Raw genomic sequence first — 12504 nt, 5'->3', positions numbered from 1 at the left:
GTCTGTCACCTTGAGGTCAGGCGACCATTGGGGTCAGCCGGGAAGGACCGCCTCGATCGCGGCGATCACTTCGGGGGCGTCGGGCTCGGTCTGCGGCCGGAACCGGTTGACCACCGTTCCGCCCGGCGCGATCACGAACTTCTCGAAGTTCCACGCGATGTCGCCGGCCTTGCCGTCACCGTCGGCGACGCCTGTGAGCTCGGCGTACAGCGGGTGCCGGTCGTCGCCGTTGACGTCGGTCTTGGCCAACAGCGGGAACGTCACCCCGTAGGTGGTGGAGCAGAACGTCTGGATCTCCTCCGCGGTCCCCGGCTCCTGCCCCATGAACTGGTTGCAGGGCACCCCGATCACGGTCAGGCCGCGGTCACCGTAATCACGGGCCAGCTTCTCCAGCGCCCCGTACTGCGGAGTGAGGCCGCATTTGGACGCGACGTTGACCAGCAGGATCGCCCGGTCGGCGTAGTCGGCCAGCGAGGTGGCTTCGCCGTCGAGGGTGGTGAGCGGGATGTCGGTCAGACTCATGCCGGTGAGGTTACCTCGTGCTGTTCGGCGCCTGCGGTGGCCAGCAGCCAGGAGTACTGGAACGCCGCTTCCTTCCACCGCTCGTAGCGGCCGCTGATGCCACCGTGACCCGCGGCCATCTGCGTCTTCAGCAGCACCGGATGCTCGTCGGTCTTGGTGTGCCGAAGCGCGGCAACCCACTTCGCGGGTTCGACGTAGAGAACGCGGGTGTCGTTGAGCGATGTCATCGCCAGGATCGCCGGGTATTCCTTGGCTTCGACGTTCTCGTACGGCGAATAGGACTTCATGTAGAAGTACACGTCCTTGTTCTCCAACGGGTTTCCCCACTCGTCCCATTCGGTCACCGTCAGCGGCAGCGACGGGTCGAGGATCGAGGTGAGCGGGTCCACGAACGGCACCTGCGCGAGGATGCCGGCGAACAGGTGCGGCGCCAGGTTCGCCACCGCACCCATCAGCAGACCGCCCGCGCTTCCGCCGAGCGCCACCAGATTCTGCGGCCTGGTCAACCCGGTGTCGACCAGATGCTGTGCGACCGCGATGAAGTCGGTGAACGTGTTGCGCTTCTGCAGCAGCTTGCCGTCCTCGTACCAGAGCCGGCCCATCTCGCCGCCACCACGAATGTGGGCGACCGCGAAAACCATTCCCCGGTCGAGTAGCGACAGGCGCGCCACCGAGAATCGCGGATCTTCCGACGACTCGTACGCGCCGTATCCGTACAACACTGTGGGAGCGGGGAATTCGGTGCCCGCTTTGTGGACGATCGAGATCGGCACCCTGGTGCCGTCCTCGGCGAGCGCCCAGTCGCGGCGCTCGACGTAGTCCTCGCTGCGGTAACCGCCCAGCACCGGCTGCTCGCGCAGCAGGGTGCGCTCACCGGTGGCGAGATCGAGGTCGTAGATGCGCAGCGGAGTGACGAACGAGGTGGTGCCCAGCCGCAACTTGGCTGCCGACCAGTTGGGGTTGCCGGCCAGGCCCGCCGAGGCCAGCTCGGAGTCGAACGCGATCTCCTCCGGCGTTCCGTAGCCGTCGGCGCCGATGGGCCACAACTGAATCCGCGGCAACGCCTCCCGCCGGTAGCTGACCACCAGGTGGTCGGCGAAGGCGTCGACCCCGTCGAGGCGGACGTCGTCGCGCGCGGCGATCAGCGTGCGCTGGTCAGTCGGGTCGCTGACCGGCGCTTCAACCAGGGTGAAGTTGACCGCGCCGTCGTTGTGCAGGATCAGGAAGCGGTCCTCGCCCCCGATCACCGCGTGCTCCACCGAGTACTCGATACCGTCGCGGCGCGGCAGCACCGAGGTGAACTCCGCGTTCGGGTCATCGGCGTCACCCACCCACACCTGGGAGGTGATCGCCGATCCAGCCGCGATGATCACATACTTGTTGCTGCGGGTGCGGCCCATGCCGACCCAGAACCGTTCGTCCGGTTCGTGGAACACCTGCTCGTCGGGCTCGCCCGAGCCGAGCCGGTGCCGCCACACGGTGTCGGGCCGCCACGCCTCGTCGACGGTGGTGTAGTACACGGTGGCATTGTCGGCCGCCCAGGTCACCCCGGACGAGATCCCGGCGATCTCGTCGGCGTACAGCTCACCGGTGCGTAAGTCCTTGAACCGCAGCGTGTATCGCTCGTCACCGACAGTGTCGACCGAATAGGCCAGCAGGTGGCCGTCGAGGCTCACGCTGCTCGCGCCGAGCGAGAAGAACTCGTGCCCGTCGGCTTCGGCGTTCTCGTCGAGCAGCACCTGCTCGCCGGGGACTGCGGTGTCCTCGTCGAACACCGGCGGGTCCCAGTCGTCTGGCCCGGCGACCGGGCAGCGGCAGTGTGCCCCGTACTGCTTGCCTTCGAAGCTGCGACCGTAGTACCACCAGTCACCGCGACGCGTCGGAATCGACATGTCGGTTTCCTTGGTCCGCGCCTTGATCTCGTCGAAGATCTTCTGCCGCAGCGGTTCCAGATGTGCGGTGGCCTCGTCGGCGTAGGCATTCTCCGCTTCGAGGTGGGCGATGACCTCCGGATCGGCTTTTTCACGCAACCATTCGTAGGGGTCGACGAAGACGTCGTCGTGGAAGACGCGCCGGGTGTCGACCCGCTTGGCGACGGGTGGGTTCATGCGCCTGCTCCGATCCAGTCGTTGAACGACAGCCCCGAAATGCGTTCGTATGCCTCAATGTAACGGGCGCGGGTGGCCTCGACGATCTCGTCCGGTAGCGGCGGTGGCGGCGCCGAACCGTAGCGGTCCCAACCTGATTCGGGACCGGTGAGCCAGTTGCGGACGAACTGCTTGTCGAAGCTGGGCTGCACCATACCGGCCTGGTAGGTGTCGGCCGGCCAATACCGCGACGAGTCGGGGGTGAAGACCTCGTCGGCCAGCACCACCCGGTCGTCGGCGTCCACGCCGAACTCGAACTTGGTGTCGGCGATGATGATGCCCTTCGTCAGCGCGTGGTCGGCGGCGTGCCGGTAGACCTGTAGCGTGCGCTCGCGAAGCTGGTTGGCGCGCACCGAGCCGACCAGCTCGACGGCCCGGTCGAACGAGATGTTCTCGTCATGCTCGCCGAGTTCGGCCTTGGTCGCCGGGGTGAACAGCGGCTCGTCGAACCTGCTCGCCTCGACCAGGCCCGGCGGCAGCGCGATTCCGCACACCGTGCCGTCGCGCTGATAGTCCAGCAGGCCAGAGCCGGTCAGGTAGCCGCGGGCGACGCATTCGATCGGCACCATCTCCAGCTTGCGCACCACGAGAGCGCGACCGAGCACGTCGGCGGGGATCCGCGGGTCGTCGGGCGGGCCGGCCAGATGGTTGGGCACCTGGATCTGCTCCGAGATGAAATCGAAGAAGAACACGCTCATCGCGGTGAGGATGCGGCCCTTGTCGGGAATCAGGCTGTCCAGGATGAAGTCGTAGGCCGAGATCCGGTCGCTGGCGACGAACAACAGGTGTTCGTCGTCGATCCGGTAGATCTCGCGGACTTTTCCGCTGGCCAGATGTTGATAGTCGCTCAGGGCGGGGCGGGACACCGCGTCAGCCTAACGGCCGCTGACTTGGCGCGACTGTGCTGGGATCGAGCCATGAGATCGCGGTTCCTGCCCTACGCCACCACCCCCGGCCGGTTGCTGGTGCAGTTGGTCAGCGACCTGCTGGTCGCATCGTGGATCACCGTGTGGGTTGTGGTCGGGCTGGCGGTGCACACCGCTGTCACGACGATCGCCGACGTCGGCCGCCAGGTCAAAGACGGTGCCACCGGCATCTCGGACAACCTGCATTCCGCCGGTGACAGTGCGCACAAGATCCCGTTGGTCGGCGACACCGTCGCCAAGCCGCTGCGGGCCGCCAGTGAGGCCGCCCTCGATGTCGCGGGCGCGGGCCACAGCCTGGACACCACGGCCAGTTGGCTGGCGGTGGTGCTGGCGTTCGCGGTGGCGGCTCCCCCGGTCCTGGCCGTCGGTATGCCGTGGTTGTTTCTGCGGATCCGGTTCTTCCGCCGCAAGTGGACGGTCATCGCACTGGCCCGCACCCCCGCCGGCGAGCAGTTGCTGGCGTTGCGCGCCCTGGCCAACCGGCCGCTGCGCAAGCTCACCGAGGTGAGCTTCGACCCGGTCGGCGCCTGGCGGCGCGAGGATCCGTATGCGATCCGCGGCCTGGCCACCCTCGAGCTGCGCTCCGCAGGTGTGGCCGCCCCGCGCTATTGGCGGAATCCGGCGCGCTGACCGGGCCTGAACCCCGGTTAGCGCGCCCGAGTTCGCTCAGGAACCGCCGCGGCGCGTACCGCGTCCAAATCTTGTGTGCTCGAGGATTACCTGCGCTACCAGGACGGAGTGGTCACACTGGCTCAGGCGCGCCGGTCGGGGCTCAGCCAGGACGCGGTGCGACACCGGGTCGGCGCCGGGCTGTGGCGACGTTGCGGCCCCGGGGTGTACTTCGTGGACGACCGTCCGTTCACGGCCGCGGCACGCATTCGTGCCGCGGTGTGGAGTCGCGGGCCCCGCGCTGCCGCAAGCGGTTTGGCGGCCGGCTGGTGGCTGGGACTCTCGGCAGAGCCACCCGACCTCGTCGAGATCACGGTGCCGCGCAACAGCCACGGCCGCGCGGCCCCTGGGACACGCGTGCGGCGGCGGGATCTCGCCGAAGTCGACGTCACCGAGCACCGCGGGCTACGGGTCACCGCCCCGCCGCTGACCGCTCTGGAGGCAGCCGTCCGCCGCGGTGGCAGCCCGGCCATCATGGACACCGCTCTGCAGCGTCGCGTCGAACTCGCTGCGCTGAGGCGCGCACACGCCCGCAACCGTGGCCGGCACGGAGCCACCGCAAGCGGGCGGCTGCTCGACGCCGCCGGCGGCGGTGCGCGCTCCGAGGCCGAGCGACTGATCATCCGCCTCCTCAAGCGGACGGGCATCACCGGCTGGCGGGCGAACTACCCGGTTGACGGGTATGTCATCGATATCGCTTTCCCGGCTCAGCGGGTTGCCATCGAGATCGACGGTTGGGCTTTCCACAGTGATCAGGCCGCCTTTCAAAACGACCGGGTTCGACAGAATCGGCTCGCCCTGCAGGGCTGGCAGGTGCTGCGCTTCACCTGGCTGGACCTCACCCAGCAGCCAGACCGCGTCGTCGCGGAGATCCGCCGCGCGACTTCGGCGCGATAACCGGACCTGTACCCCCGTAACCGCGCCAAACCTTGACACCGCGCCTCGAGGGCCGCAGAGTAATTAATCAAATGATTGATTACTCTGCTCAGGGAGGTTCATCAATGACGTCTACTGCCCTGCCCGGCGAATGGGTCGACCACGCACCGGGACTCGACGACTTGGCGGGCAGCTTCGCGTCCCGGGTCTCCACGGATCGCTACCGATCGCGGGAGTACGCCGAACGCGAGCGTGCCGCGATCTGGATGAAGACGTGGCAGATCGCCGGCCGGGTGGACGACCTTCCCAAAGTCGGCGACTGGCTGGAGCACACGATCTACGACCAGTCCTTCCTGATCGTGCGGGGCAAGGACGAACACCTGCGCGGTTTCGTCAACGCCTGCCGGCACCGCGGCAATGCGATCTGCCAGGGTCGCACCGGCAACGCCAAGCGCGGCTTCCTGTGCCAATACCACCTGTGGTCCTACGACCTCGACGGCCGGCTCAAGGGGCTGCTGCGGGAACAGAACGCCGGCGGCATCGACAAGAGCGACAACTCGCTGATCACAGTTCCGGTGGACACCTTCGGCGGCTTCATCTTCATCAACCCCGATCCCGGCGCCCAGCCGCTGGCGGAGTGGATCGGTGCGGAGGCGATGGCGACGCTACAGCCGTATCACCTCGAACTGATGTCGACGGTGATGAACGTCCGAGAAGCACTGGACTGCAACTGGAAGGTCGTGATGGACGCCTTCAACGAGGGCTATCACGTCAATGGAGTCCACCCACAATTGTTGGCGGTGCTCAATATTCAGCCCGAGACCACGCGCTACAAGTTCTTCGACAACCACACCATCGCGATGGCCCCTTTCGACGTCGTGGGGGCCACCCCCGAAAAACAGGTCGAAGGCACGCTGTCACTGCCCGAGACCTTTCCGGGGACGGTCGCGGTGATCCCTCGATTCCAAGAACTCGTCGAGGAATACACCGCGGACGACGGCTCCATCGACTTCCCCGACGGGGTCACGGCGCGCACGCTGCTGCAGAAGGCCACCCGTACGCACCTCTCCGAGATGGGCTTGGACGTCAGCGGCCTGACCGACGCCCAGATGAGCGACAACCACGGCTGGTTCCTCTTCCCCAACTTCATGATGACCATCAGGGCCGGCGAGTGCCACGTGATCCTGGCGAGGCCGCACCCCGACGGGGACCCCAACCGGTGCATCTGGCATGTCGCGAGCTACATGTATCTGCCCAAGGAGATGGCCGACCAGTTCTCGGTGGACCTGACCGAGGTCGACGAACCAGGCAGTTACAAGTATTTCGAAGCGCTGCAACAGGATTACGAGCAGATGCAGCGTCAGCAGGCAGGGCTGCGCAACGAGAGACTCGATCACCTGATGTTGGTGAACGAAGAGGTCGTGGTCGCAAAGTTTCACGACACCATGGATCGATGGATGGCAGGAAAGGCAGCACAGTGAACCTCGAAGACCGCATCTCGCTGCACAATCGGATGGCCCGGGCCTACGGCGACGCCTACCTGCGCCAGGGTGTGCAGGACGGCGAACAGTTCGTCGACGTCTGGAAGTTCCACCCGGACTGCATGTATGCCTCGCCGTACTTCACCGGCGACGAGGCGTTCAAAGTCAGCGAGTTCCCGGAGGAATCCGCGCGCGCCTCGACCATGGAGGCCAAGGTCTATTCCCTGCGCTTCCCGGACTGGAAACCCGTCGACTTCAAGCACTGGCCTGCCGACAACGGATTCGTGATGAAGACCCGCTGGCAGGGCACCAACAAAGACACCGGCGCCGTAATGGGTTTCTACTCTTACAGTTTCATCGACACCGACGACAACGGTGAAGTGGTGCGCTGGGAGACCCACGTCAACAGCGAGTACAGCGACTTCCTGGATGTCGCGATCGGTGTGCACGGACCGTTCCACGGAACCCACGAATACACCGATGCCTTGGATCGCCGGCTGGCCGAGGAGGGATTGACCGTCTGATGACGCTGTCGCAGACCGTGCTGGACTACAGCGCCCTGATGAAGCGTTTGGTCGACGAGGCCAAGCAGCCGGGCTTCAGCGCCGAGAGCTGGGCGCCGCTGGCTGAACTCATCGACACGCAGAACTTCGTCCGGGTGGGCAATTTCAAAGAGGTGATGAACTGGGGCGAGTATGTCGCGTTCCTGACCAACTGGGCGACATCGTCGGAGTGGGAGTCGGACTTCAAGCGGGTCACCGAGGCCGGCAACGTGGTGTTCCTCGAGCTCGAAGAGCGCAGCAGAATCGGCGATTTCAGTAACTCGGTCAACTCGGTGTCGGTCTACGAGTTCGACCAGTGCGGAAAGATCACCCGCATCGACGTATATCTCCAAATGGCACTGCCCGATCCCGATATGCTCGCCAGCTACGAAGGTGTCGAGATCTGACGGATAGGGAACCGATGAAGGCTTCGGTGGATCCGGACCGCTGCGCCGGCCACGGCGACTGCGTGTCGACGTGCCCGGATGTGTTCGCCTGGACCGCCGACGGCTACGCCGAAGTGGTGGTCGACGAGATACCGGCCCAGTACCAGGATCTCGTCGCCAAGGCCGTGCAGGACTGCCCCGAACACGCCATCAGCGCACAAGGCTAGTGGCCGCATTCGACTACGTCGTCATCGGCGCAGGGTCGGCAGGCTGTGCGGTGGCCGCGCGCCTGGCCGAAGGGAACGCACGCGTTTTGCTGCTGGAGGCCGGCGGTTCGGACCGGCGCCTGACGGTGCGGGCTCCGCTGGCCTTCGCCGCGCAGATGGGCGGGCCGACCGACTGGGACTACCGCACCGCACCGGAGCCCGCGTGCGACGGCCGGGTCATCCCTCAGCCCCGGGGCCGGGTGCTCGGCGGGACCAGCTCGATGAACGCGATGGTGTGGATCCGCGGCACCGGACTCGACTACGACGGCTGGGACCTGCCCGGCTGGGAGTGGTCCGATGTGGAGCCGGTGTTCCGCCGTATCGAGTCGCACTATCTGGGCGGCCCGTCGCACGGGACCGCAGGCCCGGTCCGAATCACCCGGCTGGCGGAGCCCGACGTGACCTCCATTCGATGGGTGGACGCCGCCCGCGCCGCCGGCGTCAGCGACAACGAGGACATCGGCGGACCTGATCTCGACGGTTCGTCCATTGCGCCGGTGACGGTCTGGAAGGGGCAGCGCTGGAACACCGCTCGGGCGTATCTGCCCGCGGCGCGGCGTCGTCCGAATTTCAGCGTGGTGACGGGCGCGCTGGTGCACCGGGTGGTGATTCGCGACGGACGCGCGGTGGCCGTGGAGTACGAACGCAAGGGGCGGCAACATATCGTCTCCGCCGGTCGCGAGATCGTCCTGTCGGCCGGGGCGTACGGAACGCCACAGCTGCTACAGCTCTCCGGCATCGGCGCGGCCGACCACCTCAGCGCGGCAGGAATAACGCCAGTCGTCGAAAGCCCTCGGGTGGGAACCAACCTCACCGATCATCCGGCCGCCGCGATGAGCTGGGACGTCCAGCCCGGCTTCGTCGGCCTGTCGGACGCACAGAAGCCACAGTGGTTGCTGCGGTGGTTGTTTCGCCGCACCGGGAAATTCACCAGCAATGCGATGGAGGCGATCGCGCAGGTCCGGTCCACGCCTGACCTGCCTGCCCCGGATTTTCAGCTGATCCACTCCCCCAGCTACGTCAACCTGATCGCGATGGAGCAAGAGCTTCGTCGTGCCTCGTCGGTGCTGCAGTCCTACTGGACACCGAGAAGCCGGGGCACAGTGCTGGTGCAGTCCGCGGATCCACATGTGCCGCCGGAGATTCGGCTCAACACCTTGGGCCACCCGGACGACGTGCAGGCGTTCATCCGCATCGTGCGACGCACCCGGGAGATCGTCGCCACCGAGCCGTTCGCCTCGGTGGTCACCGCCGAACTGCACCCCGGCCCGGACACCGTCACCGACGCCCAGATCGGGGCGTGGCTGCGTAGTTCGGTCGCCACCACCGGGCACCCCGCCTGCTCGGCGGCGATGGGCACCGACGACAGCAGCGTATTGGACGAGACCCTGAAAGTGCGCGGCGTGGCCGGCCTGCGGGTGGCCGACGCGTCGGTGTTCCCTCGTATACCCCGGGCCAACACCAACGCACCGGCGATCCTGGTCGGTGAGCGGTGCGCCGACTTCATCAAGGCCGGCGTGTGAGCATCTTCGATGCGCATTTCCACATCATCGATCCCCGGTTTCCGCTGGTGCCCAACAACGGCTACCTGCCTGCGGCGTTCACCGTCGCCGACTACCGCGAGCGTGTCGTCCCGCTCGACGTCAGCGGTGGTGCCGTGGTCAGTGGATCCTTCCAGGCCTTCGACCAGAGCTACCTGAAAGATACTCTGGCACAACTTGGTCCGGGATTCGTCGGTGTCACCCAGATTCCCGGTGATAGCACCGACGACGAGATCATCGCACTGGACCGCGCCGGCGTGCGGGCCGTCCGGTTCAACCTGTACCGCGGCGGATCGGCGACACTCGGCGACGTCGACACTCTCGCCCGCCGCGTGCACGAGGTCGCCGGCTGGCATAGCGAGTTCTACCTCGATGCCGCCGATTTCACCGAACTGGCCCCCATCCTGGCCGCCCTGCCCCGGATCAGCATCGACCACCTGGCCATGTCGGACGACACCGGGGAAGCGCTGCTGCGGCTGGTGGAATCCGGCGCCGTGGTGAAGGCCACCGGCTTCGGCCGGATCAGTGTCACCGACCCCGACGCCCTGATGCGCGACATCGTGACCGCGAATCCCGCCGCGCTGATCTTCGGCAGTGACCTACCCTCCACCCGAGCGGCAATTCCGTTCCAGGACAGCGATATCACGCGGATAGCCAATGCCGTCGGCGCCGACCACATCGATGCGGTGCTGGCGACGAACGCGCGGAACTTCTACCGGCTCTGACCGAAGAGCTGGCCACGGAGCAGCTGTTTGAGTGCGGCCACCGTCGCGTGGTACTCCTCGGGCGGCGGTGTGCTGGCGGCGTATTCGTTCAGGCCCCGGAAGATCATGTACACCGCGTTGGCCGCGCTTTCCACGTCGACACCGCGGCCCAGCACCTTCTCGCGGGCGCCCTGGGAGAGGATGTCGCGGATCAGGTTGCGCAGCGCGACGAATCGGGTGTCGCTGTTCTCGGCGAGGTGCAGATGCTGCGGGCTCTCGGCGCGGATAGCCCGATCGAAGGCGACGGCGAGCGGGTAGTCCTGCATCACCCGCACGCTCTCGTCAAGCACCGCCATCAGCTTGTCGATTGTCGCGGTGTTGTCTTCGGCGGCCTGCTCCAGCCGGGGCACGGCGATGGTCGCGACCTCGTCGAAGGTGGCCTTGACGAGTTCGGCCTTGTTCGGAAAGTAGTGATAGAGACTGCCGCTGGTCATGTTCGCCGCGCGGGCGATCTCTCGGATCGTCGTCCGCGAGTAGCCGACGGCCGCGACGCAGCGCATGGTCGCCTCGAGGATGCGCTGCCTCGTCTCCTCGCTGTTGGCGCCCACCGGCCGGCCGAGGAGCGAGGATGTGGCCGACGCTGCACCTTTGGGTTTCGCCATCGCTTCCAGAAGCTTCTCACAGTCGTGCGCCGATCGGTTAGAGTCCGCGTCGTGGCAGACCTCATCGACACCGTCGCAGTAGTCACCGGCGCAGCCCGCGGCCAGGGCCGCAGCCATGCCGTCGCGTTGGCCGCCGAGGGCGCCGACATCATCGCGATCGACCGCTGCGCCGACATCGACTCGATCCCCTACCCGCTGGCCACCAAGGAAGATCTCGACGAGACCGTCCGCCTCGTGGAGGCCCAGGGCCGCCGCATCGTTCCGATCGTCGCCGACGTGCGCGACCTCGACGCACTGCAGGCCGGGGTACGCGGCGGCGTGGACGCGCTCGGCGAGATCGACATCGTGGTGGCCAACGCCGGGGTGGTGGCGATCGGTCGCAAGGATCCGCTGGACACCGAGGTGTACCGCGACATCGTCGAGACCAACCTCACCGGGGTGTGGCACACCATCGTTGCCACCGTGCCCTCGATCATCCGCAAGGGCCGCGGCGGCTCGATCATCTTGACGAGCTCGGCGCAGGGCCTGGTCGGCAAGGGCGGCGACGGCAGCGCGGCGATGTTCGCCTATGCCGCGGCCAAGCACGGCGTCGTCGGATTGATGCGCTCCGCGGCCAATGCCTATGCCCAACACAACATCCGGGTCAACACCGTGCACCCCAGCGGGGTCGGCACCCCGATGATCCTCAACGACCACACGCTCAAGACGTTCCAGGAGAACCCCAACGGCGCCGCGCTCTCGGCCAATCTGCTGCCGGTCCCGTTCGTCGAAGCCGAGGACGTCACCAATGTGGTGGTCTTCCTGGCCGGCCCCAAGGCTCGCTACATCACCGGCGTCGCGCTACCGGTCGATGCCGGTCACGCGGTGATGTGACCGGAGGTAGCGCAGCCCGCCCGCGGTCAGAATGACCCACGCGGCCAACGCGACCCAGAAGAACACCAGCGAGACGGTGTGCAGTCCGCGCCACCCCGTTTCGGCGGCCATCGCGAACGTCGCCACCGAGTACATGCCCAGCGGGAACACCATCGCCCACCACACCCCCCGGAACCCCCACGCACCGGGAAGAGTCAAGCGCCGGATCCCGAAGTAGGCCAGCACCGGAATCCACAGCGTCGCAAGCGCCCAGGTGACCACGGTGGTCGTCACGACCACCTCCGAGGTCCAGATGCGGTGGATCCGATCACCGGCGAGGGTAGCGATCGCCAGGCCGCCCATCAGGATCCAGCCGTCAGGCTCGAACCCGCCGGGGTCCAGCCGCTCGTGGAAGGCCCGCCAGAGAATCAGCGCCGTCATCGCGGCGTACGCCAGCAGCGCCAGCACCCAGAACAACAGCGCACCGAACAGCCACTTCAGATCCGCGGACAGGATGGCCAGCCCCGAGGTGGCCACACTGGCCAGTTCCCACGCACCATGCGAACGGTCGCGCAACCCGAGCCAGCGAATCCGCCACATCCGCCGTACCACCAGCGGCGTCAGCGTGAGCCAGAACTGCAAGGCCAGACCGGCCAGGATCCACAGCACAGCGCGGTATTCGACCAGGCGCGCGCCGAGCACCGCACACGCCGCGACGTAGGTGAACAGCCGCAGCAGCACGTCCGGGTCGCCGAAGTCCGGTGCCGACCGCCGCCAGATGAGCGCGCACGCCACGACGAGTACCGGCAATGCAACCGCGGCGATCACTGCCAGCGCCAGGCTGATCCAGCGGTGGCCGTGGTCGGCGGCAGCTATCGACACGATGCCGGTGGCCATCACCGCCGCGAACACGTCGGGCGGTGGCCGCAT

Annotated in this window: 14 protein-coding genes; 9 read left to right on the top strand and 5 right to left on the bottom strand. The window is 66.9% G+C overall.

Translation table 11 applies throughout. The annotated features are described in order from the left end of the window. Positions 1–33: 33 nt before the first annotated feature. From CRM90_RS17325 to CRM90_RS17315, 3 genes are read right to left on the bottom strand one after another with little or no spacing between them, the layout of a single operon-like run. Positions 34–522 carry a glutathione peroxidase gene (locus tag CRM90_RS17325; RefSeq protein WP_102808187.1) on the bottom strand — a complete coding sequence of 163 codons (489 nt, stop codon included), beginning with the start codon at positions 520–522 and terminating at the stop codon, positions 34–36. After that, positions 519–2630, bottom strand: coding sequence for a S9 family peptidase (locus CRM90_RS17320; RefSeq protein WP_102808186.1), 2112 nt, complete (start codon positions 2628–2630; stop codon positions 519–521). Before CRM90_RS17320 ends, CRM90_RS17325 begins: the two co-directional genes overlap by 4 nt. Beyond that, entirely contained in the window at positions 2627–3535 is a 909-nt protein-coding gene (locus CRM90_RS17315; RefSeq protein ID WP_102808185.1) for a phosphoribosylaminoimidazolesuccinocarboxamide synthase, read from the bottom strand. The genes CRM90_RS17320 and CRM90_RS17315 overlap by 4 nt, the downstream gene beginning before the upstream one ends. A 51-nt stretch (positions 3536–3586) precedes the next feature. Between CRM90_RS17315 and CRM90_RS17310 the strand changes: the two genes are divergently transcribed. The 8 genes from CRM90_RS17310 (at position 3587) to CRM90_RS17275 (ending at position 10081) form a co-directional block, all read left to right on the top strand. After that, a complete protein-coding gene (locus CRM90_RS17310; protein ID WP_102808184.1) occupies positions 3587–4225 on the top strand; it encodes a hypothetical protein in 639 nt (212 codons plus the stop codon). A gap of 75 nt (positions 4226–4300) precedes the next feature. After that, positions 4301–5161, top strand: a complete 861-nt coding sequence (locus tag CRM90_RS17305) for a PDDEXK-like endonuclease domain-containing protein (protein WP_102808183.1) — start codon at positions 4301–4303, stop codon at positions 5159–5161. Between the two features lie 104 nt (positions 5162–5265). Further along, the gene (locus CRM90_RS17300; protein WP_102808182.1) at positions 5266–6621 is read left to right on the top strand and encodes an aromatic ring-hydroxylating oxygenase subunit alpha; all 1356 of its coding nucleotides are present in this window, start codon (positions 5266–5268) and stop codon (positions 6619–6621) included. Further along, entirely contained in the window at positions 6618–7145 is a 528-nt protein-coding gene (locus CRM90_RS17295) for a hypothetical protein (RefSeq protein ID WP_102808181.1), read from the top strand. The genes CRM90_RS17300 and CRM90_RS17295 overlap by 4 nt, the downstream gene beginning before the upstream one ends. Beyond that, on the top strand, positions 7145–7570 hold the full coding sequence (locus tag CRM90_RS17290; protein ID WP_102808180.1) for a hypothetical protein: 426 nt from the start codon (positions 7145–7147) through the stop codon (positions 7568–7570). Before CRM90_RS17295 ends, CRM90_RS17290 begins: the two co-directional genes overlap by 1 nt. Positions 7571–7584: 14 nt before the next feature. Next, positions 7585–7776: a ferredoxin gene (locus CRM90_RS17285; protein WP_102808179.1), complete on the top strand. Its 192-nt coding sequence runs from the start codon at positions 7585–7587 to the stop codon at positions 7774–7776. After that, complete coding sequence (locus tag CRM90_RS17280) at positions 7776–9338, top strand: GMC family oxidoreductase (RefSeq protein WP_102808178.1); 1563 nt, start codon at positions 7776–7778, stop codon at positions 9336–9338. The genes CRM90_RS17285 and CRM90_RS17280 overlap by 1 nt, the downstream gene beginning before the upstream one ends. Further along, positions 9335–10081 carry an amidohydrolase family protein gene (locus CRM90_RS17275; RefSeq protein ID WP_102808177.1) on the top strand — a complete coding sequence of 249 codons (747 nt, stop codon included), beginning with the start codon at positions 9335–9337 and terminating at the stop codon, positions 10079–10081. The genes CRM90_RS17280 and CRM90_RS17275 overlap by 4 nt, the downstream gene beginning before the upstream one ends. On the opposite strand, the gene CRM90_RS17270 is transcribed toward CRM90_RS17275, so the two are convergent. After that, the gene (locus CRM90_RS17270) at positions 10069–10722 is read right to left on the bottom strand and encodes a TetR/AcrR family transcriptional regulator (RefSeq protein WP_102808284.1); all 654 of its coding nucleotides are present in this window, start codon (positions 10720–10722) and stop codon (positions 10069–10071) included. The genes CRM90_RS17275 and CRM90_RS17270 overlap by 13 nt on opposite strands. 51 nt (positions 10723–10773) lie before the next feature. Between CRM90_RS17270 and CRM90_RS17265 the strand changes: the two genes are divergently transcribed. After that, on the top strand, positions 10774–11595 hold the full coding sequence (locus tag CRM90_RS17265; protein WP_102808176.1) for a mycofactocin-coupled SDR family oxidoreductase: 822 nt from the start codon (positions 10774–10776) through the stop codon (positions 11593–11595). On the opposite strand, the gene CRM90_RS17260 is transcribed toward CRM90_RS17265, so the two are convergent. Continuing rightward, on the bottom strand, positions 11563–12504 hold the full coding sequence (locus tag CRM90_RS17260) for a tellurite resistance/C4-dicarboxylate transporter family protein (protein ID WP_102808175.1): 942 nt from the start codon (positions 12502–12504) through the stop codon (positions 11563–11565). The two genes, CRM90_RS17265 and CRM90_RS17260, sit on opposite strands and share 33 nt — an antisense overlap.

The sequence above is a fragment of the Mycobacterium sp. ENV421 genome, assembly GCF_002887815.1.
Taxonomy (GTDB): domain Bacteria; phylum Actinomycetota; class Actinomycetes; order Mycobacteriales; family Mycobacteriaceae; genus Mycobacterium.
Note: the sequence above shows the minus strand (reverse complement) of the source record. Positions and strands in the feature narration are given on the sequence as shown.